Origin of the sequence: Bradyrhizobium macuxiense (genome assembly GCF_007993935.1) — a bacterium.
GTDB lineage: Bacteria > Pseudomonadota > Alphaproteobacteria > Rhizobiales > Xanthobacteraceae > Bradyrhizobium > Bradyrhizobium macuxiense_A.
On record NZ_VITY01000010.1, the window covers coordinates 171,590 to 196,071 of the forward strand.

Here is a 24,482-nt window from a genome sequence, read left to right on the forward strand (position 1 = left end):
CGACTGCCGTCGTCCTGGCGAAAGCCAGGACCCATTACCACTACTGTCTATTGGTGTAGGGACAACTCGCCGCTTGCCCCTTTCGAGGGCCGCAGCGTATGGGTCCTGGCTTTCGCCAGGACGACGGAGCTGAGATTGCGTAGCGCGGCGAGCTTACGCCGCGCGGATGTTCGCCATGAAGCGGTCGAGCTCCTCGCGCAACCGCGAGCTTTCGACCGACAGCGAGCGGGCCGAATTCAGCACCTCTTCGGAGGCGGCGCCCGTCTCGGTCGCGCCGCGATTGACCTGGGTGACGCTGGATGCCGCTTCCTGGGTGCCTTGCGCGACGTTCTGCACGCTGCGCGCGATCTCCTGCGTTGCCGCGCTCTGCTGCTCGACCGAGCTCGCGATGTTGGTCGCGATCCCGGAGATCTGCCCGATCGTGCCGCCGATCTCCTTGATCGCGGCAACCGATTCCTGTGTCGCGGCCTGCATGCCCGAGATGTGGGTGGAGATCTCGTCGGTGGCTCTGGCGGTCTGGCTCGCCAGCGACTTCACCTCGGCGGCGACCACCGCAAAGCCGCGGCCCGCATCGCCGGCGCGCGCGGCCTCGATGGTGGCGTTCAGCGCCAAGAGATTGGTTTGCTCGGCGATCGCCGTGATCAGCTTGACGACGTCGCCGATCTCCTGTGCGGCGCGCGAGAGCTTGCCGATCCGCGCGTCGGTCTGTTCGGCCTGGCGCACGGCGGAATCGGCGATCTGGCTGGATTCCTTGGCGCGGCGGCCGATCTCGTCGACCGACGCCGACAATTCCTCGGTCGCGGACGCGACCGATTGCATGTTGCTGGAGGCCTCCTCGGAGGCGCCCGCGACCTGGCTCGACAGGTTCTGCGTGGTCTCCGCGGTCCGGGTCAGCGTACCGGCTGCGGATTCGAGCTGCACAGCGGACGCCGATACGTTGGAGACGATCGAGCCGACGGCGGATTCGAATTCGTCGGCGAAGCGAATGAGCTCGCTGCGTCGCGCGGCGGCGCTCGCCTTGTTCTGCGCTTCCTGGGTCGCGGCATCGCGCTCGGCCTTGGCTACCGCCTGGACCTTGAACTCTTCCACGGCACCGGCCATCTCGCCGAGCTCGTCGCGACGGCCGAGGCCCGGCAGCACGACGTCGAAATTACCCGCCGCAAGCTCGCGCATCGCCGCACACATCGCCGCGATCGGCCGCGAAATGCCCTTGCCGAGCAGGAATGCCCAGCCAAGTCCGAGCACGAAGCTGCCGGCGGCAAGCATCAGGATCAGCCGCTCGGTCTCGCCGATCATCGCATGCGATTCGGTTTCGAGCCGCTTCTGGTCGGCGAGCAGATCGGACTTCATCGCCGCCGCACCCTGGCTGATGGCAGCCGCGGATTCGGTCATCTCGACGGTCAGTTCGTCGATCGACTTGGCATTGGCGATCAGCTTGGCGAGCGCCTCGCGGTATTCCTCGAGCAGCGCGGTGATGTCCTTCACGCTCTGGGTGATCCGCTCGTCCTTCGAGGTGATGCCCTTCACCAGATTGTCGGCGAATTTCAGCCGGGCGAGCGCGCTGGAGGCGACGGTCTTGTCGCCATTGACGACGAAGCTGTTGACGGCGCCGGTGATCGACTGCAGCTGGTCGGCGACCTTCTTGGCGCCGAACTGGATCGACTGCAGCTCGGAATCGTCGGCATTGCTCGGCAGATCGTCGAGCTTGTAGCGCATCGAGGTCGCGCTGCGGGTCAGCTTGTTCTGAGCAACCTGCGCGCTCTCGTCCTTGATGCGGACGATCTCGGCAAAGATCTTGGTGAAGGCGCGGAATTCGCGCTCCAGCTTGGTGACCTGCTCGAGCCGGGCCGGATTGGTGGTGCCCTTCATCGACGCCACGATGGCGTCCTTCAAGCTGGCCTCGGCGGCGAGCGCGGCCTTGGCGTCGTCCTCCTTGCCGGTCGCGACGTAGTAGCGCGCCAGCGAACGGTAGGAGATCAATTCGCGATCGATGTTGCGGGCAAGATCGGCTTCCGCGACGCTCTGGCGATAGGAGCCGACACCGGCGGAGACCCGCTCGAAGCCCATATAGGCGAAGCCCATGGTGGCTGCCGAAAGCGCCAGCGTGACGGCAAAGCCGACCATGATCTTGGCGCGAAATCTGAGGGTTGGGAACCTGATCGACGACGATCGCTTCAGTCCCGGCATTCCAACCCCCGTCTTCATTCTGAAAACCACGCGAGGGCCGGCAGCAACCCGCCCCAGTCCCCGGAGGGCAAAACTAAGGCAGAATCAATAAGGCCCGGTAAATAGGCAGCGGCCGCCGGGTCTCACCGCGGTACTACCTTGGTCGGCCCGGGGGTACGGGCAAGGTGATTGACGCGGGGGTCCGGCCCGATACTTTAGAACCGGTCAAACCTGTCCCTGCCCGGGCCAGGAGAACACATCGGGAGGTGTCCCATGTCATCGCGTCGAGCGGCGCCGTTGGCGCTTGCGGCGAACGTAGCTGCCGGCGAAGTGGCCCGGCCAATGGCATTCCCCCTCACGACCTAGAATATAAAGCCGGGCCGGACCGCGAACCTCGCGGCAAGGCGCCGATACTCTTGCGACCCGCGCGGCCGACCGCGCCAAGAAAAGCAAAAAATTCTGGTCAGGGAGAACGCCTTTGGCGAAGCAGAACGGCAGCGCGACCGACAGTATTGTCGTGGTGCAGGCAAAGACCACCGGGCCGCGGGAGGCCGCCGACGAGATCGCGCGCCAATTGGCGGCGATCGAGCTCGCCATGCTCGTGGTGTTCGTGTCGCCGTTCTATGACCCGCAACAATTCATCGCCGAACTGTCCGGCCGGATGCCCGACATCCCGATCTTCGGCTGCACCACGGCGGGCGAATTGTCGCCCGGCGGCTGGGAAGAAGACAGCGTCGTGGCGATGGGCTTCGACGCGGCCGATTTCGTCATCGCGGCCCGGCCGCTGTTCGACCTGTCGACGTTTCGGGTCGACCACGGCCGATCGATCTGCACCGAGTTGCAGAGCGAATTCGCGCAGCGCACCGAGCATTGCGATCACACCGACGATTCCTTCGGGCTGCTGTTCATCGACGGCATGTGCCAGCGCGAGGAAACCATCATGTCGGCGATCTACGCATCGCTCGGCGACATTCCGGTGGTCGGCGGCTCCGCCGGCGACGGCCTGCGCTTCGAGAAGTCCTGGGTGTTCCACGGCGGCGAGGCCCATACCGACGCCGCCGTCCTGATCCTGATCCGGACCCGGCTGCCGTTCCGGCTGTTCAAGTGCGACCATTTCGAGCCGACCTCGACCAAAATGGTGGTGACCGAGGCCGACATCGAGCACCGCATCGTCAAGGAGTTGAATGCCGAGCCGGCCGCGCTGGAATATTCCCGCGCCGTCGGCCTCAGCGACAGCAAGCTCGAACTGTTCTCGTTCGCGGCGCATCCGGTGCTGGTCCGCGTCGGCGGCGCCTATTATGCGCGGTCGATCCAGCGCACCAATCCCGACGGGTCGCTGCAATTCTTCTGCGCCATCGACGAAGGCATGGTGCTGACGGTGGCGCGCGAGCGCGACCCGATCGACGTGACGAGCCGCCTGCTCAAGGAGCTGACCGAGGATCTCGGCGAGGTCTCGATGTTCATCGGCTTCGAATGCGTGCTGCGCCGGCTCGACGTCGAACAGCGCCAGCTGTCGCGGGAGATGTCGGAGCTCTATCGCCGCAACAAAGTGATTGGCTTTCAGACCTATGGCGAGCAGTATCGCTCCATGCATGTCAACCAGACGCTGACCGGCATCGCCATCGGCAAGCGGGCTGTCGCGCCGCAATGACCGACAGCGAGACCACGCGCATTGCGGCCCTCGAACGCGAAGCCGAGAAGCTGCGCAAGATCAACGCCGCGCTGATGTCGCGCGTCGAACGTTCGACCGACCAGCAGCTCAACGCCTTCTCCCTGTTCGAGACCGCGATCGCGCTGGATCAGCAGGTGCGCGACCGTACCCAACAGCTCAAGCAGGCGCTGCAATCGCTGGAGAAGACCAACGGACGCCTGCTGCAAGCCAAGCAGCAGGCCGAGGCGGCAAGCTCGCTGAAATCTTCGGTGCTGGTTTCGGTAACGCACGATCTGTTGCAGCCGCTGAATGCCGCGCGGCTGACGCTGTCCGCGCTGACCGAGATGGCGACCGAGCCCAAGAGCGTCGCACTAACCGACCAGATCGACCGCTCGCTGGCAACGCTCGAGGACATGCTGCGGACGCTGCTCGATATCTCGAAGCTCGATGCCGGCGTGCTCAGGCCCGAATTCGGTCCGGTCGCGATCGCCTCGCTGTTCGAGCCGCTTGAGCAGGAATTCGTGGCGACCGCCGCCAAGCGCAACCTCGACTTCCGGATCATGCCGTCGTCGGCGGTGGTCCGCTCCGATCCGCTGATGCTGCGGCGGATCCTGCAGAACCTCTTGGCCAATGCGCTGCGCTACACCCAGCGCGGCACCGTGCTGATGGGATGCCGCCTCAAGGGCGACGACATCTGCATCGAGGTGCACGACACCGGGCCGGGCATCCCGGAAGCCCAGCGCGAGGCGATCTTCGTCGAGTTTCAGCGCGGCGACGCCGGCGCCGGCGACAAGGCGGGCATCGGGCTCGGTCTTTCGATCGTGCGCCGGTTTGCCGACCTGCTCGGCCATAACATCAGGCTGAGTTCGCGCGCCGGCAAGGGCTCGGTGTTCTCGGTCACGGTGCCGCGCACCCTCGATCCGGTTGCGATCCCGGTGCGCGAGCAGGCCAGCGTCGACTATCGCTATGGCGGCATGGAGGGCGCGAAGATCCTGCTGATCGAGAACGATCTCTCGAGCGCCGAGGGTCTCGCCCATCTGCTGGAGAAATGGGGCTGCGACGTCGCCGTGACGATCTCGAAGACCGAGGCGCTCGAGCGCATCCACGCGCTGGACGGCATTCCCGACGCCATCATCGCCGACCTGCATCTCGACAATGGCGAGACCGGCATTCAGGCCGTCGACGTGATCCGCGGCGAGATCAACGCCAAGGTGCCGGCGATCATCGTCACCGCCGACTACTCGGCCAAGGCCGCTTCCGACGTGTCGGCCTTTGGCCACGAACTCCTGAAGAAGCCGATCAAGCCCGCCGAGATGCGCTCGCTGCTGTCGTTCCTGCTCGCGGCGGAGCAGTCGAACGCGCGGCTATGATTCGACGCCGCGCGACGGCGCGGCCGTCACCGGCGCATGGTCCTGCTTGCCGAAATCCAGCTTCGACAGCGCGATGATGGCCTCGGTCCGGCTGCGCACGCCGAGCTTGCGCAGGATTTCCGAGACATGCACCTTCACGGTGGTGACCGAGATATCGAGCTGATAGGCGATGTGCTTGTTTTGCAGGCCGCGGCAGATCATGTCGAGCACGCGAAGCTGCTGGGCGGTGAACTGGCCGAGCTGCTGTACCAGCTCCTTGGTCTCGGCCTGGCCCTTCCGCCCGGCGGCGGCATCGCGGAAACGCGTCGGCAGGCACACGGCACCTTCGAGGATGCCGCGCAGCAGGCGCGCCAGCTCGACCTTCGGCGTCGACTTCGGAATGAATCCGGAAATGCCGAGCGCAATCGCGCCGCCGATGATCCGGGAATCGTCATGCGCCGACACGATCACGAGCGCGCTGCGCGGCGCCGCCGCCCGCACCCGGTAGGCGCCGAGCAGACCCGTGGTCCCGGGCATCGACAAATCGAGCAGGATCAGATCGAGGCCATCGCGCGCAGCGATCACGTCAAGCGCGCCGTCGATCGAGGTCGCCTGCAGCACCTCGGCGTCGGGAAACTCGGCCCCGATCACGCCGATCAGGGCAGCGCGGAACAGCGGGTGGTCCTCGACGATCAGCAGTCGAGGCGCACCCACCTTATCGAGCGGCGGCTCGTCCGCCAGGGGCGTGGTCGTGCTCAATGCTGCGCCGTCCTCCCTCGGATGCCCATGACAGCCATGTTGCGCGCGACGTTATCTCAAGGCGGACCACCAGCCTATAGGCAGGATATCGAAGGCGGCCGCCTCGCAGTGCAGCAAGCCCTAAGGCGCCTTCTCTGCTTTCGTGCCCGAACTGGTTTCAAGGACCGGAAGCGGAATCTTGCCGAGCTCGATGATCGCCTTGTTGCGGCTGAACAGCTTCAGCTTGCGCAGGATCTCGGTGACATGCGCCTTGACCGTGGATTCCGCGAGCTTGAGTTCGGTGGCGATCTCGCGGTTCTGCAGGCCGCGGATGATCAGGTGCAGCACGCGGATCTGCTGCGGCGTCAGCTTCTGGATGCGCTCGCGCAGCGTCCGCGCGGTCTCGGACTGGTCCAGCGCGCCGACCGCGACGAAATCCCGCGGCGCCGAGACCGATCCGCTCAGCACGCGAGCAATCGCCTGCGACAGCTCGCCGAGCGAGGTCGATTTCGGCAGATAGCCGACCGCGCCCATTTCCAGCGCCTCGCGGATGGTGTGCTTGTCCTCTTCACTGGAGACGATGGCGATCGGCAGCCGCGGATAGCGATCCCTGAGCTTCTGGAAGCCGGAGAAGCCGACCACGTCAGGCAGCAGCAGGTCGAGCAGCGCGAGATCGATGTTCGGCTCGTTGGCGAGGATGCCGAGCGCGCCCTTGATCGAGGTCGCCTCATAGATCCGGGCATCGGGATGCGAGATGCGGATGGCGTTGCCAAGCGCCTCCCCGAACAGGGGGTGATCGTCGATGATCAGGAACCCCATCATGAGGACCCTCGCACTGCTGTTCGCCTAGTTCCCGCCGGTATCCTGCACACTCTGCAGATAGGCATATACGTTTCTGAGCTCGTCGTCGCTGAAGACGTCCTTCCAGGCCGGCATGCCCTTGGCCGGCCGCCCGTCATGGACCGTCTTCCAGAATGTCGATTCCATCTCGTCAGCATAGCGCTTCTTGAGCAGCCTGAGGTCGATCTTTCGCTCGGCCTGCACCGCGTCCGGACCATGGCAATGGGCGCAGGTGCCGTTGAAGACCTCCCGCCCCGCGGCGGCATCGCCCTTGGCGTCCGCTTTGGCATCCCCGGAGGTCGTGGCGGTTTGAACCGGCTTCTCGGCCGAAGTCGCCTGCCCGACCGTGACCGGCTCGCTGGCCCCGACGGACGATGTCGCCGCCGGCGCCACCTGGCCGAACTTCACCGGAGCGCCGTTCGGCACGCCGTATTTGGCAAACAGGGCGGAAATCTCCGGCTGCAGCGACGGCAGCACGCCGTCGACCTCATCGCGCAGCGCGCCGGACGCCTTGGCGAAGCCGATCGCGGTCGCCCAAAGCAGGCCGTCGCCCTCGGTCGACACGATCTGGTATTTGTCGCCGTAGCTGGTCTTGTTGAGCCAGCCCGCCACCGGCGCCCAGATGAAGGCGATATCGACCTTGCCCTGGTCGAGGGCCGTCATGCCCTCCTCGGGGCTGAGCACGGTAACCTTCTGGATATCGTCGCGCAGCGCCAGCAGGTTTTGCGGCGTCGACTGATACTGCACCGCAACCCGCAATCCCCTGAGATCGTCGATGCCGGCGAGCTTGCGATCCCTGGCGCCGACCAGCGCGTAGCCTTCATGAGCGATCGGCTTCGAGAAGATCACCGCCGGCCCCATGAAATCGTCGATCAAGGGCAGGCCGACCATGGCGTCGCATTGCTTGCTGAGCAGCGTCTCCCGCACGGTGCGCTTGCCGAAATAGGACTTGTACCAATTATAGCTCACCGTGCGGCCGAGCTTTTGCGCCACCGCCTGGCCGATCTCGAGATAGAGACCGGGCTTGCCCGGCTCGTCGCTTGAGAACGGCAGGTTGGTGGGGTCGGCGCAGAGCCGCAGCGGCGGTTTTGCTTCGTCCGCGCCGGCCGAGACGGCCGGCGCAAGCAGCGTGGCGGAGAGCAGCACGGTCCGGATCGCCTTTCCCAACTGCACGCTGCGCGCAGAGCTGGGCATTTCATTCGACTTGATAAGGGACACGGACAATGCTGCCTCCTCGTGACGATCGTTACTGCAGGGCGAACACGAACAGCGAGCCGCCTTCGGGCGCCGCGGCGACCATCTTCTTGCCGATGTCGCCGAGGAAGGCCGGCAGCGCCGCGGTGCGACCGACCACGATCGCGACATACTGCTTGCCGTCGACCGAATAGGTCACCGGACCGGCGCCGATGCCGCTGCCGAGGTTCTTGCTCCACAGCACCTTGCCGTTCTTGGCATCGATGGCGCGGAAGTCACCGTGCAGATTGCCTGAAAACACCAGGTTGCCGCCGGTCGTCAGCGTGCCGCCGTTGAAGGGCAGATCTTCCTTGATGCTCCACACCTTCTTGTTGGCCACGGGATCCCAGGCCACGAGTTCGCCGAGGAAGCCGCCTGGACCCGGCTTGGTCGGGAATTCGGCGCCGAGATAGAATACGCCGCGCTTGTAGTTCACGTCGGAGACCGACCAGTCCATGCAGACATTGTTGCTCGGGATGTAGACGAGGCCGGTCCCGGGGTTGAACGACATCGGCTGCCAGTTCTTGCCGCCGATCAGGTTCGGGCAAATGTCCTTGGCCGGATGGCCGGGGCCCGGACGCTTGTCCGGATCCTCTTCCGCCCGCATCGTGTTGATGTCCCACTTCTTGGCCCAGTTGGCGAAGACGTATTTCTCGGCCGAGATCACCTTGCCGGTCTCGCGGTTGGCCACGAAGAAGAAGCCGTTGCGGTCCGCCTTCATCAGGACCGGGGTCTCGGCGCCCTTGATCTTCAGGTCGGCGAGCAAGAGCTCGTTGACGCCGTCATAGTCCCAGGCGTCGGCCGGCGTGCCCTGGATGTGCCACTTGATCTTGCCGGTGTTGGGATCGATCGCCAGCGTCGAGGCGGTGTAGAGGTTGGTCAGCTTGCCGAAATTGCCGTCGCCGGTGGAGCGCACGCCGGTATTCCACGGCCCCGGATTGCTGGTACCCCAGTAGACCGTGTCTGACTTGGCGTCGTAGGAGCCGACCAGCCAGGCGGCGCCGCCGCCATGCAGTCCGGTGTCGCCCTTCCAGGTGTCGCTGCCGGGTTCACCGGGCGCCGGCACCGTGAAGGTCTGCCAGAGCAGCTTGCCATCCTTGAGGTTGAAGGCCTGCAACGCGCCGCGGACGCCGTATTCGCCGCCGCCGAAGCCGGTGATCACCTTGTCGCGGACGATGAGCGGCGGCGAGGTGATGACCGAACCCTGCTTGTAGTCGACGACCGTCGAGGTCCAGAGCTCCTTGCCGGTCTCGGCATCGAGCGCGGTCAGCTTGCCGTCGAGGCGGCCGACGAAGATCTTGCCGTCGGCATACGACACGCCGCGGTTGTTGACGTCGCAGCAGGCGTATTGAAGCACGTCATCCGGAATATCCGGCTGCCAGGTCCATTTGCGCGCGCCGGTCGCGGCATCGATCGCATAGACGTATTTCGGACCCCACGAGGTCGACACGTACAGCGTCTTGCCGATCACCACCGGCGACGATTCGTTGGAGCGCAGCGAGGCGAGCGACAGCGAATAGACCAGTTGCAGCTTGCCGGCATTCTCGGAATTGATCTGCTTCAGCGGGCTGAAGCGCGTATTGCCGTAATCGTGGCCGGCGATCGCCCATCCGTTCGGATCGGACACCGCCTTCGCGACCGAGTCATTGGCTTTCGACCCACCAATGCCTGCCATGACAATGGCGACCAGCGACACGCCGGCAAAGAAAATCCCGCTCCTCAGCTTCATTGGCTTCCTCCAATATGGTTTCGTTGCCGCGATGGATGCATCGCGCGCGCGTCTCTCGACCCAATTTCGTGAACCAGCGATCTTGCGTCGCTGCGTCGGCGAGGAAAATGACAGCAACGCTTTTGCGTCGTTATAGGCGGAAGGTAGTAGCGTCAGCGGCGGCGATTTTTGCGTGCCGCAGGCAGCATTGATCTGCCGCAAATCGCCTGCACCGCCGCGCATTTTCGTCGCGCCGGAGCGCGCCGAGAGCAGCTTGCAAATTGCCCCTTGAACGGCCGCCTGCTAGGATCGCAGCCACTGCCCGGCGCCTTCGTGACAGGGCCGCGACTACGACTTTGATCGCGGTTACGACCCCCATGAAGCGTGGTCTACTGGGCCCATAACGAAGCTATTGGGAGAAACGCGTGTCTACAGTCAAACTGACGGTAAACGGCAAGGCGGTCTCGGTCGACGTCGAGGACCGAACCCTCCTCGTGCACCTGTTGCGCGAAAACCTGAACCTCACCGGCACCCATGTCGGCTGCGATACCAGCCAGTGCGGCGCCTGCGTCGTCCATGTCGATGGACGGGCGGTCAAATCCTGCACCATGCTGGCCGGCCAGGCGGCGGGCTCCAACGTCACCACGATCGAAGGCCTCGCCAAGGGCGACGAGCTGCATCCGATGCAGGCGGCGTTCCGCGACAATCACGGTCTGCAGTGCGGCTATTGCACCCCCGGCATGATCATGTCCGCGGTCGACATCGTGCACCGCCATGGTGGCAAGCTCGACGAGGAAACGGTTCGTCACGAGCTCGAAGGCAACATCTGCCGCTGCACCGGCTACCACAACATCGTCAAGGCGGTGCTCGACGCCGCCGGCCGCATGAAGGTGGCGCAGGCCGCCGAATAGCAGCCAGCACACCGCACACGATCAAGCTCATCACCGCCGGTCTCGATGGAAACGGCGGCAAATCGAATCTCCGGTCGGGAGGACTAGACCATGGGTGTTGAAGGAATTGGCGCACGCGTCGTGCGCAAGGAAGATCGCCGGTTCATCACCGGACAAGGACGTTACGTCGACGACGTCAAAATGGTCGGCATGAGTTACGCGCACTTCATCCGCAGCCCGCATGCCCACGCCAAGGTCAAGGGCATCGACTCCACCGAGGCCATGAAGATGCCCGGTGTGATCGCGGTGCTGACCGGACAGCAGATCGTCGACGACAAGGTCGGCAATCTGATCTGCGGCTGGGCAATCACCTCGAAGGATGGTTCGCCGATGAAAATGGGCGCGTGGCCGGCGATGGCGCCGGAGACCGTGCGCTTCGTCGGACAGGCGGTCGCGGTCGTGATCGCCGAGACCAAGAACCAGGCCAAGGACGCCGCTGAAGCCGTCGTCGTCGATTACGAAGAGCTTCCCGCGGCGGCCGACATCAAGGCCGCGATCAAGCCGGGCGCGCCGCAATTGCACCCCGAAGCCCCCGGCAACATCGTCTATGACTGGCATCTCGGCGACGAAGCCGCGGTCAAGGACGCGTTCAGCAAGGCGGCCAATGTGGTGACGCTCGACCTCACCAACAACCGCCTGGTGCCGAATGCGATGGAGCCGCGCGCAGCCGTCGCACATTACGACCAGGCCGAGGAGCACTACACGCTCTACACCACGTCGCAGAATCCGCACGTCGCCCGCCTCGTGCTGTCGGCGTTCTACAACATCGCGCCCGAGCACAAGCTGCGTGTGATCGCGCCCGACGTCGGTGGCGGCTTCGGCTCCAAGATCTACATCTATCCGGAAGAGATGGTGGCGCTGTGGGCCTCCAAGAAGGTGGGTCGCCCGGTGAAGTGGACCGGTGACCGTTCCGAAGCCTTCCTCACCGACGCGCATGGCCGCGACCATGTCTCGAAGGCGGAGATGGCGCTCGACAAGGACAACAAGATCCTTGGCCTGCGGGTGAAGACCCACGCCAATTTCGGCGCCTATATGTCGCTGTTCTCCTCGGCGGTGCCGACCTATCTCTACGCGACGCTGCTGTCGGGCCAGTACGTGATCCCTGCGATCTACGCCGAGGTGATCGGCGTCTACACCAACACCACGCCGGTCGACGCCTATCGTGGCGCCGGCCGTCCCGAGGCGAGCTATCTGATCGAGCGCATGATGGAGACGGCGGCGCGGCAGTTGAAGGTCGATCCGGCCGAGCTGCGCAAGGCCAACTTCATCACCGCGTTCCCGTATCAGACGCCGGTCATCATGGCGTACGACATCGGCGACTTCCACGCCTCGATCGACGCCGCGATGAAGGCGATCGACTATGCCGGCTTCCCGGCCCGCAAGGCCAAGGCCAAAGCCGACGGCAAGCTGCGCGGCATCGGCCTCTCCTGCTACATCGAGGCCTGCGGCATCGCGCCGTCGAAGGCGGTCGGCAGTCTCGGCGCCGGCGTCGGTCTGTGGGAGTCAGCGGAGATCCGCGTCAACCCGGTCGGCACCATCGAGGTGCTCACCGGCTCGCACAGCCACGGCCAGGGCCATGAGACGACGTTCTGCCAGATCATCGCCGAGCGGCTCGGCGTGCCGATCAGCCAGGTCTCGATCGTCCACGGCGACACCGACAAGGTGCAGTTCGGCATGGGCACCTACGGCTCGCGCTCGCTCGCGGTCGGCGGTACGGCGATCGTGAAGGCGATGGAGAAGGTCGAGGCCAAGGCCAAGAAGATCGCGGCACATGCGCTCGAGGCATCCGAGAGCGACATCGTGATCGAGAACGGCGAGTTCAAGGTCACCGGCACCGACAAGTCGATCGCGCTGCCGATGGTCGCGCTCGCCGCCTACACCGCGCACAATCTGCCCGACGGCATGGAGCCGGGCCTGAAGGAGACGGCGTTCTACGACCCGACCAACTTCACCTTCCCGGCCGGCGCCTATATCTGCGAGCTCGAGGTCGATCCCGGCACCGGCAAGACCTCCTTCGTCAACTTCGTGGCGGCGGACGACTTCGGCCGGCTGATCAACCCGATGATTGTCGAAGGCCAGGTTCATGGCGGCCTTGCGCAGGGCATCGGCCAGGCGCTGCTCGAAGGTGCGGTCTATGACAACACCGGTCAGCTCGTAACCGCGTCGTTCATGGATTACACGATGCCGCGGGCCGACGACCTGCCGTCGTTCCAGCTCTCGCACACCACGACGCTGTGTCCGGGCAACCCGCTCGGCGTCAAGGGCTGCGGCGAAGCCGGCGCGATCGGCGCCTCTGCTGCCGTGATCAATGCGATCACGGACGCCATCGGCAACAACAAGCTGGAAATGCCGGCGACGCCCGATCGCGTCTGGCACGCCATTCACGGTTGAGGGAGGAAGAGCCATGTACGAGACCAACTATCACCGCGCTTCCTCGGTCGCTGATGCCGCTGCAACCTTCGCCAAAGGCGCGGAATCAAAATTCCTCGCCGGCGGACAAACCCTGCTCCCGGTGATGAAGCAGCGTCTTGCCGCGCCGTCCGACGTGATCGACCTCTCCAAGGTGCAGGAGATGATCGGCATCGAGGTTTCGGGCGACACCGTCACCATCAAGGCCGCTACGCCGCATTACGATGTGGCGCAAAGCGATGCGGTCAAGAAGGCGATCCCGGCGCTCGCCAACCTGGCGTCGGGGATCGGCGATCCCGCCGTGCGCTATCGCGGCACGATCGGCGGTTCACTCGCCAACAACGACCCGGCGGCGGATTATCCGGCGGCGGTGCTGGCGCTTGGCGCCGTTGTCAAGACCAACAAGCGGTCAATCGCGGCGGAGGACTTCTTCAAGGGCCTGTTCTCGACGGCACTTGAGGATGGCGAGATCATCACCGCGGTGTCGTTCCCGGTTCCGGCCAAGGCGGGCTATGCGAAGTTTCCGAACCCGGCCTCGCGCTTCGCGCTGACCGGCGTGTTCGTCGCCAAGACCAAGTCGGGCGACGTCCGCGTCGCCGCGACCGGTGCCTCGCAAAGCGGCGTCATGCGGGTGGCGCCGATCGAGCAGGCGCTGAAGGCGAACTGGGCCGCGTCGGCGCTCGATAGCGTCACGATCCCGGCGAGCGGCCTGCTTGCCGACATCCACGGCTCGGCGGATTACCGCGCCAACCTGGTGAAGGTGATGGGACAGCGGGCGGTGACCGCCGCCGGCTAGCCCCTATCCTACCGGAACCTATGCAGACGGCGCGCAGCGATGCGCGCCGTTCGCGTTTTGCTGGCATTCCAGCCGAAAGGGCTTGCCACATCTCCCATTAGGCGAGAGAATTTAGCTAATCAGCTAATTAAAAATACCGTCAGACGGACGGCCCGCGGGGAGAGGACCCATGACGTTCGGCAGGACAAACGAGCCCCCATTGCCATGGCTGGCGACGGCCAGGCCGCGCCTTTGACGGCAGCGCCGATGCGATCCCCTGGCGCGTCGGACAAGTGAACAAGACCCTTCGATTACTCCCCTATAGCAACAACGGAACAACAACGTGCTCGACAAGCCCGCCTCCCAAACCGCCGCTCGCACCTCGGGTCCGCTCACAGGCTTCCGAATCGTCGAATTCGCCGGCATCGGTCCCGGCCCGTTCGCCTGCATGCTGCTCGCCGACATGGGCGCCGAGGTCATCACCCTGGATCGGGTCGGCGCGGGCAAGAATTTGAAGGCAGTCGCGACCCGCGGCCGCAAGGTCATCGAGCTCGACCTCAAGAACAAGGCAGCGATATCGGAGGTGCTCGAGCTGCTCGGCCATGCCGATGCGCTGATCGAAGGTTTTCGTCCCGGCGTGATGGAGCGCCTCGGCCTCGGCCCCGATGTCGTGCTCGCGCGCAATCCAAAACTGGTCTACGGCCGCATGACCGGCTGGGGCCAGGAAGGCCCGCTGGCGAATGCCGCCGGCCACGACATCAACTACATCTCGATCACCGGCGCACTCGCCGCGATCGGCACCAAGGAGAAGCCGGTGCCGCCGCTCAATTTGGTCGGCGATTTCGGCGGCGGCGCGCTGTACCTCGTGGTCGGTGTGCTCGCAGCACTCCTGGAAGCGCAGAAGTCCGGCAAGGGCCAGGTCGTCGACACCGCGATGTGCGACGGCGCGGCCTCGCTGATGTCGATGTTCTACGACATGGCCGCGCAGGGCCGCTGGAGCGGCGGCCGCGACCAGAACTTCCTCGACGGCGGCGCGCATTTCTACGGCGTCTACGAATGCTCCTGCGGCAACTTCATCTCGATCGGCTCGATCGAGCCGCAGTTCTACGCGCTGCTGCGCAAGCATGCCGACCTGACCGACGCCGACTTCGACGCCCAGATGGACCGCAAGGCCTGGCCGGCGCTGAAGGCGAAGCTGGAAAAGGTATTCAAGAGCAAGTCGCGCGCCGACTGGTGCAAGATCATGGAAGGCACCGACATCTGCTTCGCGCCGATCCTGACCATGGAGGAAGCGCCGAAGCATCCGCACATGGCGGCACGCCAGGTGTTCGTCGAGCGCCACGGCGTCACCCAGCCCGGCCCCGCGCCGCGCTTCTCGCGCACGCCGTCGGCAATCCGCGAGCCGGAGCTTGCAAAGATTGGCGACGTGACGGCTGAGTGGAAAGCGACGAAATAAATCGCGCTGTCGTCCCGGCGAAAGCCGGGACCCATAACCCCGGAACGTCGTGTGGCGCACGATCGTTCCGCGGGACTCCGACCAACACACTCGATAGATTCCGCGGTATGGGTCCCGGCTTTCGCCGGGACGACGCCTGTTGGTTTTGCGCTAGCGTGGCACTACGACGTGCCTAAGCCGCGTGATCGACCTTGAGCACGCCGCGGCGGATTTGGTCTTCCTCGATCGATTCGAACAGCGCCTTGAAGTTGCCTTCGCCGAAGCCGTCGTCGCCCTTGCGCTGGATGAATTCGAAAAAGATCGGCCCGATCGCGTTAGCCGAGAAGATCTGCAGCAGCACCTTGGTCTGGCCGCCGTCGACTACGCCCTCACCGTCGATCAGGATGCCGTTGGTCCTCAGCCGCGCGACGTCCTCGCCGTGCTTCGGCAGGCGGGCATCGATCCGCTCGAAATAGGTGTCGGGCGGCGACGGCATGAACGGCAGGCCATCCGCGCGCAACCGCTCGACCGTCGCGTGGATATCGCGCGCGCCGCAGGCGATGTGCTGGATGCCCTCGCCGTGATAGACGTTGAGATACTCCTCGATCTGCCCGGAATCGCCGGCGTCCTCGTTGATCGGAATCCGGATCTTGCCGTCCGGACTGGTCAGCGCGCGGGAGAACAGGCCGGATGCGCGGCCCTCGATGTCGAAGAAGCGGATCTGGCGGAAGTTGAACAGCTTTGCATAGAAGCCGGTCCAGACATCCATGCGGCCACGATGGACGTTATGGGTGAGGTGATCGATGTAGTACAGGCCGGACCCCGCCGGACGCGGATTGGCGGCCCCGAGCCACTCGAACTCGGCATCATAGGCCGAGCCCTTGGCGCCATAGCGGTCGACGAAATAGAGCAGGCTGCCGCCGATGCCCTTGATCGCGGGGACATCGAGCGTCTTCTCTTCGGATGACACATCTGCCGGCTCCGCGCCGAGCGCGATCGCGCGCTCATAGGCGTGCTTGGCATCGACCACGCGGAACGCCATCGACGGCGCGCAGGGGCCGTGCGCGGCGACGAAGTTGAAGCCGTGGCTGCCGGGCTCCTCATTGACGAGATAGTTGATGTCCCCCTGGCGGTAGACCGTGATCGCCTTGGTCCGGTGGCGGGCGACCGCGACGAAGCCCATCAGCCTGAACAGCGCGTGCAACTCGCCGGGATTGGGGTGGGCGTATTCGACGAACTCGAAGCCGTCGGTGCCCATCGGATTCTCGGTGCTGATTTCAGCGGGCGGCGCATCGTGCGGAAACGGACCCATGGCGGTAACTCCCTGATTTGTCTGTAGATCAGTTTCCGTCATATGCGGCGCAACGTGCGTGCAAAATGGGGCTAATTTTGCTAATATCGCGCACGATCCGTGCATGATATGGACATTTGACGCATGTCTAACGTCGACGCTTTCGACCTCAAAATGCTCGCCGCGCTGCAGGATGACGGCCGGCTGACCAACCAGCAGCTGGCCGACCTGGTCGGGCTGTCCGCCTCGCAATGCTCGCGGCGGCGGATGCGGCTGGAGGAGGAGAAGGTGATCGCGGGCTACCACGCCGACCTCGCCGGCGAGGCGCTCGGCTTCGCCCTGATCGCCTTCATCCACATTACCCTCGCGACCCACTCGCCCGACAACGCCAAGCGGTTTCGCGAACTGGTCAACCGGGTCGACGACATCCAGGAGGCCTATGCACTGACGGGCGACGCCGACTACGTGCTGAAGGTGATGCTGCGCGACCTGAAGAGCCTGTCCGACATCGTCAACAACGTGCTGATGCCGCACCAGAGCGTCGCCCATGTGCGCTCGTCGATCGTGCTCGATCGATTGAAGGAGAGTACCAAGCTGCCGTTGAAGACGTTGCAGACCTGACTGGCGCGAATCGAGGGAAATACGTCATTCGTTTCGACGACGCGACCTGCGATCATCCGCCTGAGTTAGTTCGATGCTGCGACGACGGCAGTGGGCTCCCTCTCCCCTTGTGGGAGTGGGTTGGGGTGAGGGGTTCTTTCCACCGAGCACTCTCTGTCGAGAGACCGCAACGCCTCACCCGGATCACATCTTGCGATGTGATCCGACCTCTCCCACAAGGGGAGAGGTGCAGCGGTATGCGCGGCATCTTACAAAGCTGAGGATAGCCATGGCGCTGCAGCTGCGACCGAACTGCGAATATTGCGACAAGGACCTGCCGCCGAGCGCGGTCGACGCGCGGATCTGCTCCTATGAATGCACGTTCTGTGCGGACTGCGCCGAGACCAAGCTCGGCAATGTCTGCCCGAACTGCGGCGGCGGCTTTGCGCCGCGCCCGATCCGCCCGGCCAAGCCGTGGCGGGCGGGTGTCTGCACCGTGAACCAGCCGCCGTCGGACAAGCGGGTGCATCTGAAATACAGTCTCGAGGACTGCGCGGCGCATACGGCGCGGCTGAGGGATGTCAGGCCGGAGGAGCGGTGATCGCTCTCCGTCATTGCGAGGAGCGAAGCGACGAAGCAATCCATCCGTCGTCATACGCGGATCTATGGATTGCTTCGCGGAGCCTGTCATCCGGCGGCGCTTTGCGCCGACCGGGTGGCTCGCAATGACGTGACGTCACTCCGCCGCGACGATGGTGCCCTCGACCTCGCCGAACCCGACACGATAGCCGTCGCCCTGACACCAGCCGCGCATGATCAGCGAATCGCCGTTTTCGAGGAACGAGCGCGTGACGCCGCTCGCAAGCTCCACCGGCTCGGTGCCGTTCCAGCTGATTTCGAGCAGACTGCCGCGCTGATGCTTCTCCGGACCGGAGATCGTGCCGCTGCCGAGGAGATCGCCGACGTTCATCGCGCAGCCGCTGGAGGCATGGTGCACCAGCTGCTGCACCGACGACCAGTACATGTATTTGAAATTGGTGCTGCAGATCGTCTTCGCCTCGTTCATTGCCCCCGCACGCAACGTGACGTCGAGCTGCATGTCGTAGTTGTTCGGCCGGGTCTGCTTCAGGTAGGCCAGCGGCTCCGGCTCTTGCTTCGGCCCCTGCATGCGGAACGGCTCCAGCGCCTCGCGTGTCACCACCCACGGAGAGATCGAAGTCGCGAACGCCTTGGCCTGGAACGGACCGAGCGGCACGTATTCCCACTGCTGGATGTCGCGCGCGCTCCAGTCGTTGAGGATGACGAAGCCGAAGATCATCTCCTCGGCCTGCTGCTCGGTGAGCATCTCGCCCATCGCTGACACCTGCCCGACGACAACCCCCATCTCGAGCTCGAAGTCGAGCCGCTTGCAGGGGCCGAAGCTCGGCACCTCTGCGGTCGGCGGTTTGAGCTGGCCGCGCGGCCGCTTGACCTTGGTGCCGCTCACAACGACGGTCGAGGCGCGGCCATTGTAGCCGATCGGCATATGCAGCCAGTTCGGCTGCAGCGCATTGTCCTTGCCGCGGAACATGACGCCGACATTGGTGGCGTGCTCCTTCGACGAATAGAAATCGGTGTAGCCCGAGACGGCAAACGGCATGTGCAGCTTCACGTCGGCCATCGGCACCAGCGCCCGCGCCCGCAACTCCCTGTTGTCGCGCAGCTCCGAATGATCTGATCGCAACAGCTCGCTGATCCGCGCCCGCGTCGCCGACCACACCTTCGGCCCGAGCGCCATGAAGGCATTGAGCGACGGCTGCGAAAACACGCCGAGCGGCCCGACATCGAGCCGCGAATCCTGCTCGAGCTCCCAGAGGTCGAGCACATAGTCGCCGATCGCGACGCCGACGCGCGGCGCAAGGCCGTCCTTCGACGAGAACACGCCGTAGGGCAGGTTCTGGATCGGAAAGTCGGAGGTCGGGCCGACGTCGATGAAGGAGCGGAGTTTGGGGTCGTTGGGGTGGGTCATCGTCTTCTCGATGCAATAATGGTGAGGCCACTTTCGCCACCCTCCCCTGGAGGGGGAGGGTCGGCTCGCATGGAGCGAAGCGAAATGCGAGACGGGGTGGGGTGATCCCTCCACTCGGGGACCGCCTCAAGGGAGAGACTGTCACCCCACCCCGCCGCTCATTTCATTCGCGTCGACCCTCCCCCTCCAGGGGAGGGTGGAAGCTACGGCTTGGTCGGGTCGAACTTCTTCTCGAGGCCCTTCCAGCAATCCGAGTAGTCATCCTGCAGCGTCGACGACTTCGCCGCATGCTCGGTCACGCGCTGGGGAAATCGGGTCTCGAACATGAAGGCCATCGTCCCGGTCAGCTTCACCGGCCTCAGCTCGCTGTTGCTGGCGTGCTCGAAGGCTTCGCGGTCGGGGCCGTGCGGCAGCATGCAATTGTGCAGGCTGATGCCGCCCGGCACGAAGCCTTGCGGCTTGGCGTCGTAGACGCCGTAGATCAGGCCCATGAACTCCGACATGATGTTCATGTGGTACCACGGCGGGCGGAAGGTGTTGTCGGCCACCATCCAGCGCTCCGGGAAGATCACGAAGTCGATATTCGCGGTGCCGGCGGTCTCCGACGGCGAGGTCAGCACCGTGAAGATCGATGGATCGGGATGGTCGAAGGCGATCGCGCCGACCGGCGAGAAGGTGCGCAGATCGTATTTGTAGGGCGCGTAATTGCCGTGCCAGGCGACCACATCGATCGGCGAATGCGGCAACGTGGTCTTGAACAGCGAACCGCCCCACTTCACGAAGAGCTCGGTCGGCGTGTCCTTGTCCTCGTAAGCGGCCACCGGCGTCAGGAAGTCGCGCGAATTGGCCAGGCAATTGGCGCCGATCGGGCCGCGCTCCGGCAGCGTGAATGCGCCGCCGTAGTTCTCGCACAGATAGCCGCGCGCCGGCCCATTCGGAATCTCGACACGGAATTTGACGCCGCGCGGGATCACCACGATCTCGCCGGGCTCGGCATCGATTCGGCCGAATTCGGTGACCAGACGCAGATTGCCCTGCTGCAGCACGAACATCATCTCGCCGTCGGCATTGTAGAAATGCTGATCGACCATCGATTTGGTGATGAGGTAGACGTGCGCCGCCATGCCGGCCTGGGTGTTGGCATCGCCAGCCGTGGTCATGGTCTGCACGCCCTGCAGGAAGGTCATGTCCTCCTTCGGGATCGGCGCCGGATCCCAGCGCAGCTGCGCGATCGGCATGTCGTATTCGTGGCACGGCGCGGTGCGCCACAGCCCGGCGTCGGCCTTGGCGAAGCGGCCGGAATGCCGCACCGACGGGCGGATGCGATAGAGCCAGGAGCGCTCATTGGTGCCGCGCGGCGCCGTGAACGGCGAGCCCGAGAGTTGTTCGGCATAGAGACCATAGGCGCAGCGCTGCGGCGAGTTGCGCCCCATCGGCAGCGCGCCGGGCAAGGCCTCGGTCTCAAAGCTGTTGCCGAAACCGGACATGTAGCCCGGCGTCACTTGCCCGGAGCTGCGCACGATCTGATCCGGCGAGGTATTGATGTTCATGTCTATCCTCCTCCTTGCAGGGCGGCCCACATTTCCTGGTCGCGCTTGTCGGTCCAGATCACGGGGTCATCGATCCCGGACGCCTCGTCATAGGCGCGCGAAACGTTGAACGGCAGGCAGTGCTCGTAGATCGCGAACTTCGAGAACTTCGGATCCATCACCTCGCGCGTCGCCGCCATCGATTCTTTCAGGCTACGGCCCTTGGCGACGGAGGATTCGGCGGCGCCATAGAGCGTGGTGACGAAATCGCGGGTCATCGCGATCGCATCGCGCCCGGTCTCGAGGCCCTTCAGGGCATCGCCGCGGCCCGGCGCGATCGCCTTCGGATTGAAGGCGCGGATCTCGTTCAAGGTCATCGGCCATTCGCGCAAATGCGCATCGCCGCAATAGCAGGCCGAGTGGTACTCGATGAGATCGCCTGAGAACATCACCTCGGCGTCCGGCACCCAGGCGACGATGTCGCCCGAGGTGTGGCCGGCGCCGAGTTGCATCAGCCGCACCTCGCGCTTGCCGAGATAGATCGACATCTCGCCTTCGAAGGTCAGCGTCGGCCAGGTCAGGCCGGGAATGCTCGCAGCATCCTGGAACAGGCGCGGGAAGCGGCCGTATTCCGAATCCCAATCCTGCTGGCCGCGCTCCTCGATCAGGCGATAGGTCTCCTGCGAGGCCACGATGCCCTGCGCGTGATAGGCGGAGGCGCCGAGCACGCGCACCGCGTGATAATGCGACAGCACGACGTATTTGATCGGCTTATCGGTGACAGTCTTGACCCGCTCGATCACCTTGTTGGCCATCGCCGGCGTCGCCTGCGCGTCGAACACCAGGCAGCCATCGTCGCCGACGATCACGGCGGTGTTGGGATCGCCCTCGGCGGTGAAGGCATAGAGATCGGTGCCGATCTCGGAGAAAGTGACCTTTTTCTCCTGAAGATCCGTGGTCGATGCGAAACCTTTGGCCATCAGTTCAATCCTGTCCGTTTGATCAGTGCTATTGCTGTTGCTGTTGTTGCTGCTGGCTTGCATCCAGCGTCCGTCGTTTCGCCAGCGCGATCGCCTCGCGCAGCACGTCGAGATCGCCGATATGGTTGGCGAGCACCAGAACCAGCGCGGCATCGAGATCGGCGCTCTGCGCGTCGGTGAGGCCGCGATGCGCCTCGACGATGGCGCGGAAGGCGTCATCCGGCTTTGCGAAGTTCGAACTGGTCGACAGCGCCATGACCGATCCTCAGTTCAAGCCGGATGCGCGCGCCAGCGCCGCGTCGAGTATCGGCCGCGCCGCGTTGCGAAAGCGCGCCGCGACATAACCATCCGGCCGCAGCAGATAGGCGGTGCCGGGCTCGGCGTCGTAGCGTTTGCCGGCAAGGCCCTGGGCGTCGACCAGCCCGCCTTCGCCGCCGACCCGGATGCTGCCGACGCCTTCGGGCACATCGAGATCAGCGCCATTGCCAAACGTCAGCAGCGTGAAACGCGTTCCCTGCCCGATGAACGCCTCGGTCAGATAGCTGGAACCGCCACCCGGCTCCGTCACCGGGGCATCCAGCATCGAGGTGCCCGGCCGCGGGCCGCCGCGCCAATCGTCGCGATCGCCGCTCGACAGCGGGGTGTCGTAGACCGACGGCACCGACAGGCGGCCGCCATTGACCATGCGCTTGCCGAACTCGGTATCCTCCGCGAGCGACAGCACCGCCTGGCGCAGCCGCGCCTCCTGCTTCGTCACGGGCGCCATGAAATCGGTCGAGCGGGTCGACTCGCGGATGTTCTCGTCCGCCGCCGCACTGCGCTCGATGTGATAGCTCTCCAGCAAGTCCTCCGGCGACAACCGGCGCAGCACGCGGTCGAGCTTCCACGCCAGGTTCTCGGCGTCCTCGAGCCCTGAATTGGCGCCGCGCGCGCCGAACGGCGAGACCTGGTGCGCGGAATCGCCGGCGAAGATCACGCGGCCATGGATGAACCTGGCCATCCGGCGGCACTGGAACTTGTACAGCGAGATCCACTCGAACTCGAACTTGTCATGCCCGAGCATGCGCTCAATCCGCGGCCGGACGTTCTCGGGCTGCTTCTCGGCTATGGGATCGGCATCCGGATTGAGCTGCAGATCGATGCGCCAGATATCGTCCGGCTGCTTGTGCAGCAGCGCCGAGCGCCCGGCATGGAACGGCGGATCGAACCAGAACCAGCGCTCGGTCGGGAATGCCGCCGTCATCTTAACGTCGGCGATCAGGAACTGGTCCTCGAACACCTGGCCTGCGAACTCCGCGCCGACCATCTGCCGCAGCGAGGAACGCGCGCCGTCGCAGGCGACGACGAAGGAGGCATGGACCTGGTAGGAGCCTTCGGGCGTCGCGATGGTCAGCGCAACGCCATCGTTGCGGCTCTCCAGCGCGATCACCTTGTTGCGCCAGCGCAGATCGATCTCTGGCAGTTGCTCGACCCGGTCGACCAGATAGGCCTCGGCATAGAATTGCTGCAGGTTGATGAAGGCGGGCCGCTTGTGGCCTTCCTCGGGGAGCAGATTGAACTGGTAGAGCTGCGAGGCGCCGTGGAAGATCTTGCCGACGCTCCACACCACGCCCTTCTCGACCATGCGGTCGCCGACGCCAAGCCGATCCCAGAATTCCAGCGAACGCTTCGAGAAGCAGATCGCGCGCGAGCCCTCGCCGATCCGGTCGGCATCGTCGAGCAGCACCACGCGCTGGCCGCGCTGCGCGAGATCGATCGCGAGCGACAATCCAACCGGCCCGGCACCGACCACGACGACCGGATGCTCCGCGACGTTGGCGCCCGACCGGTCCTGGTCGGGGTGGCGGCGATAGCCGAACTGGGTTTTGGCTTGTGCCGTGTTGGCTGATGCCATTGCTTGACCCTACTTGCGTGACCCTGGATGTTCCCTGTGCCGGCTTTTGACTGCGGCTTGCGCGACCGGCGCGACCAGCACCTTGCGGGTCGGCCGCGACCTTGCTAAATTAGTCTCACTTGCAACTATCTTAAACTCCCAGTCGGGCCCGCCGTCAACTCAAATTGGAGGAATTTTTGGCCAGAACCTCTGCAAGCCAGCCTCCGGCCCGGGCGCGCAGCGCCGTGGAAGCCGACGCGCGCGACGATGCCGCGCCGGCGAAGAAGCGCCTCGATCTCTTTCATTTCATGCCGTTCCGCCTGAACCGGCTGGCGGCCGAAGTGTCCTCGGCGCTGTCGAGCGAGTATCAGGCGCGCTACGGCCTCGACATTCCGGAATGGCGCGTGCTCGCGACGCTGGGTTTCCGCAGCGATCCCTGCAGCGCGCAATACATCGCGCATTGCACCCGCACGCATAAATCCACCATCAGCCGCGCGGTGTCGGCATTGATGGAGCGGGAGATCGTTGAGCGCGTCGAGAACGCCGACGACCGCCGCGAATTCCGCCTGCGGCTGACCAAGAAGGGCCAGGCGCTGTACGAAGAGCTGATCCCGCGCCTGCTGCGCAAGGAGCAGGAGATCCTGTCCTGCCTGTCCGCGCAGGAGCGCCGCGACCTCGGGCGCCTGCTCGGCAAGGTCGAGAGCAGCCTCGAGCTGGTCCAGACCAGCGAAGAGGCCGACGCGAAGGACGCCTATTAGGGCCACTCAACCCGTCATCCCGGCGCAAAGGCTTCGCCTTTGTCGCTGGAGGAGCGCGTAGCGCGTCTCGAAGGATGCACGGCCCGGCTGGTGGCCGTCGACCCTTCGAGACGCGCGCAAGAGCGCGCTCCTCAGGGTGACGGTGATGGAATTTTGTGCGCAGTCCCTCCACCGTCATTGCGAGCGAAG

General features: G+C 64.9%; 20 protein-coding genes. 9 read left to right on the forward strand and 11 right to left on the reverse strand.

The features are described from left to right. Positions 1–153 precede the first annotated feature (153 nt). On the reverse strand, positions 154–2,187 hold the full coding sequence (locus FBZ93_RS25815) for a methyl-accepting chemotaxis protein (protein WP_146989668.1): 2,034 nt from the start codon (positions 2,185–2,187) through the stop codon (positions 154–156). 457 nt (positions 2,188–2,644) lie between these two features. Here FBZ93_RS25815 and FBZ93_RS25820 point away from each other — a divergent pair, with 457 nt between their 5' ends. Beyond that, positions 2,645–3,817, forward strand: coding sequence for an FIST N-terminal domain-containing protein (locus FBZ93_RS25820; protein WP_146989669.1), 1,173 nt, complete (start codon positions 2,645–2,647; stop codon positions 3,815–3,817). Further along, complete coding sequence (locus FBZ93_RS25825; RefSeq protein ID WP_146989671.1) at positions 3,814–5,187, forward strand: hybrid sensor histidine kinase/response regulator; 1,374 nt, start codon at positions 3,814–3,816, stop codon at positions 5,185–5,187. Before FBZ93_RS25820 ends, FBZ93_RS25825 begins: the two co-directional genes overlap by 4 nt. On the opposite strand, the gene FBZ93_RS25830 is transcribed toward FBZ93_RS25825, so the two are convergent. From FBZ93_RS25830 to FBZ93_RS25845, 4 genes are all read right to left on the reverse strand, one after another. Continuing rightward, the gene (locus FBZ93_RS25830) at positions 5,182–5,925 is read right to left on the reverse strand and encodes a LuxR C-terminal-related transcriptional regulator (protein WP_146989673.1); all 744 of its coding nucleotides are present in this window, start codon (positions 5,923–5,925) and stop codon (positions 5,182–5,184) included. The two genes, FBZ93_RS25825 and FBZ93_RS25830, sit on opposite strands and share 6 nt — an antisense overlap. 120 nt (positions 5,926–6,045) lie before the next feature. Next, positions 6,046–6,726, reverse strand: coding sequence for a response regulator (locus tag FBZ93_RS25835; RefSeq protein WP_146989675.1), 681 nt, complete (start codon positions 6,724–6,726; stop codon positions 6,046–6,048). Between the two features lie 24 nt (positions 6,727–6,750). Continuing rightward, positions 6,751–7,962 (reverse strand): c-type cytochrome, encoded by a 1,212-nt coding sequence (locus tag FBZ93_RS25840; RefSeq protein ID WP_246667654.1) that lies wholly within the window; start codon positions 7,960–7,962, stop codon positions 6,751–6,753. 28 nt (positions 7,963–7,990) lie between these two features. Further along, positions 7,991–9,706, reverse strand: coding sequence for a PQQ-dependent dehydrogenase, methanol/ethanol family (locus FBZ93_RS25845; RefSeq protein WP_146989679.1), 1,716 nt, complete (start codon positions 9,704–9,706; stop codon positions 7,991–7,993). Between the two features lie 404 nt (positions 9,707–10,110). On the opposite strand from FBZ93_RS25845, the gene FBZ93_RS25855 reads away from it, so the two are divergent. From FBZ93_RS25855 to FBZ93_RS25870, 4 genes are all read left to right on the forward strand, one after another. Beyond that, entirely contained in the window at positions 10,111–10,596 is a 486-nt protein-coding gene (locus FBZ93_RS25855) for a (2Fe-2S)-binding protein (RefSeq protein ID WP_024583646.1), read from the forward strand. Between the two features lie 90 nt (positions 10,597–10,686). After that, positions 10,687–13,026, forward strand: a complete 2,340-nt coding sequence (locus tag FBZ93_RS25860; RefSeq protein ID WP_146989683.1) for a xanthine dehydrogenase family protein molybdopterin-binding subunit — start codon at positions 10,687–10,689, stop codon at positions 13,024–13,026. Positions 13,027–13,039: 13 nt separating this feature from the next. Then, positions 13,040–13,840, forward strand: coding sequence for an FAD binding domain-containing protein (locus tag FBZ93_RS25865; protein ID WP_146989685.1), 801 nt, complete (start codon positions 13,040–13,042; stop codon positions 13,838–13,840). Positions 13,841–14,162: 322 nt separating this feature from the next. Continuing rightward, a complete protein-coding gene (locus FBZ93_RS25870; protein ID WP_146989687.1) occupies positions 14,163–15,275 on the forward strand; it encodes a CaiB/BaiF CoA transferase family protein in 1,113 nt (370 codons plus the stop codon). A 172-nt stretch (positions 15,276–15,447) separates the two neighbouring features. Here FBZ93_RS25870 and hppD read toward each other — a convergent pair whose 3' ends face one another. Beyond that, positions 15,448–16,566 (reverse strand): 4-hydroxyphenylpyruvate dioxygenase, encoded by a 1,119-nt coding sequence (hppD, locus tag FBZ93_RS25875; protein ID WP_146989688.1) that lies wholly within the window; start codon positions 16,564–16,566, stop codon positions 15,448–15,450. Between the two features lie 123 nt (positions 16,567–16,689). On the opposite strand from hppD, the gene FBZ93_RS25880 reads away from it, so the two are divergent. Together FBZ93_RS25880 and FBZ93_RS25885 are read left to right on the forward strand one after the other, a co-directional pair. Then, the gene (locus FBZ93_RS25880; RefSeq protein WP_146989690.1) at positions 16,690–17,166 is read left to right on the forward strand and encodes an Lrp/AsnC family transcriptional regulator; all 477 of its coding nucleotides are present in this window, start codon (positions 16,690–16,692) and stop codon (positions 17,164–17,166) included. Between the two features lie 268 nt (positions 17,167–17,434). Beyond that, positions 17,435–17,746 (forward strand): DUF1272 domain-containing protein, encoded by a 312-nt coding sequence (locus tag FBZ93_RS25885; RefSeq protein ID WP_146989692.1) that lies wholly within the window; start codon positions 17,435–17,437, stop codon positions 17,744–17,746. A 135-nt stretch (positions 17,747–17,881) separates the two neighbouring features. On the opposite strand, the gene fahA is transcribed toward FBZ93_RS25885, so the two are convergent. The 5 genes from fahA to FBZ93_RS25910 form a co-directional block, all read right to left on the reverse strand. After that, positions 17,882–19,153, reverse strand: coding sequence for a fumarylacetoacetase (gene fahA / locus FBZ93_RS25890; protein ID WP_146989693.1), 1,272 nt, complete (start codon positions 19,151–19,153; stop codon positions 17,882–17,884). A 203-nt stretch (positions 19,154–19,356) separates the two neighbouring features. Next, positions 19,357–20,703, reverse strand: coding sequence for a homogentisate 1,2-dioxygenase (gene hmgA / locus FBZ93_RS25895; protein WP_167529217.1), 1,347 nt, complete (start codon positions 20,701–20,703; stop codon positions 19,357–19,359). A gap of 2 nt (positions 20,704–20,705) precedes the next feature. Next, the gene (locus FBZ93_RS25900) at positions 20,706–21,662 is read right to left on the reverse strand and encodes an MBL fold metallo-hydrolase (protein WP_146989697.1); all 957 of its coding nucleotides are present in this window, start codon (positions 21,660–21,662) and stop codon (positions 20,706–20,708) included. A 28-nt stretch (positions 21,663–21,690) separates the two neighbouring features. Then, positions 21,691–21,918 carry a DUF2783 domain-containing protein gene (locus FBZ93_RS25905; protein WP_050425419.1) on the reverse strand — a complete coding sequence of 76 codons (228 nt, stop codon included), beginning with the start codon at positions 21,916–21,918 and terminating at the stop codon, positions 21,691–21,693. 9 nt (positions 21,919–21,927) lie between these two features. Further along, positions 21,928–23,556, reverse strand: coding sequence for an FAD-dependent oxidoreductase (locus tag FBZ93_RS25910; protein WP_146989699.1), 1,629 nt, complete (start codon positions 23,554–23,556; stop codon positions 21,928–21,930). A 176-nt stretch (positions 23,557–23,732) separates the two neighbouring features. Here FBZ93_RS25910 and FBZ93_RS25915 point away from each other — a divergent pair, with 176 nt between their 5' ends. After that, positions 23,733–24,293: a MarR family winged helix-turn-helix transcriptional regulator gene (locus FBZ93_RS25915; protein WP_433995444.1), complete on the forward strand. Its 561-nt coding sequence runs from the start codon at positions 23,733–23,735 to the stop codon at positions 24,291–24,293. Positions 24,294–24,482 lie beyond the last annotated feature (189 nt).

Bases quoted from the DNA above. Each gene is read 5' to 3' on its own strand.
- FBZ93_RS25815 (WP_146989668.1), bottom strand. From the start codon at position 2,187: ATGCCGGGACTGAAGCGATCGTCGTCGATCAGGTTCCCAACCCTCAGA.
- FBZ93_RS25835 (WP_146989675.1), bottom strand. From the start codon at position 6,726: ATGATGGGGTTCCTGATCATCGACGATCACCCCCTGTTCGGGGAGGCG.
- FBZ93_RS25910 (WP_146989699.1), bottom strand. From the start codon at position 23,556: ATGGCATCAGCCAACACGGCACAAGCCAAAACCCAGTTCGGCTATCGC.
- FBZ93_RS25865 (WP_146989685.1), top strand. From the start codon at position 13,040: ATGTACGAGACCAACTATCACCGCGCTTCCTCGGTCGCTGATGCCGCT.
- fahA (WP_146989693.1), bottom strand. From the start codon at position 19,153: ATGACCCACCCCAACGACCCCAAACTCCGCTCCTTCATCGACGTCGGC.
- FBZ93_RS25885 (WP_146989692.1), top strand. From the start codon at position 17,435: ATGGCGCTGCAGCTGCGACCGAACTGCGAATATTGCGACAAGGACCTG.
- FBZ93_RS25825 (WP_146989671.1), top strand. From the start codon at position 3,814: ATGACCGACAGCGAGACCACGCGCATTGCGGCCCTCGAACGCGAAGCC.
- FBZ93_RS25880 (WP_146989690.1), top strand. From the start codon at position 16,690: ATGTCTAACGTCGACGCTTTCGACCTCAAAATGCTCGCCGCGCTGCAG.
- FBZ93_RS25900 (WP_146989697.1), bottom strand. From the start codon at position 21,662: ATGGCCAAAGGTTTCGCATCGACCACGGATCTTCAGGAGAAAAAGGTC.
- hppD (WP_146989688.1), bottom strand. From the start codon at position 16,566: ATGGGTCCGTTTCCGCACGATGCGCCGCCCGCTGAAATCAGCACCGAG.
- FBZ93_RS25845 (WP_146989679.1), bottom strand. From the start codon at position 9,706: ATGAAGCTGAGGAGCGGGATTTTCTTTGCCGGCGTGTCGCTGGTCGCC.
- FBZ93_RS25905 (WP_050425419.1), bottom strand. From the start codon at position 21,918: ATGGCGCTGTCGACCAGTTCGAACTTCGCAAAGCCGGATGACGCCTTC.
- FBZ93_RS25860 (WP_146989683.1), top strand. From the start codon at position 10,687: ATGGGTGTTGAAGGAATTGGCGCACGCGTCGTGCGCAAGGAAGATCGC.
- hmgA (WP_167529217.1), bottom strand. From the start codon at position 20,703: ATGAACATCAATACCTCGCCGGATCAGATCGTGCGCAGCTCCGGGCAA.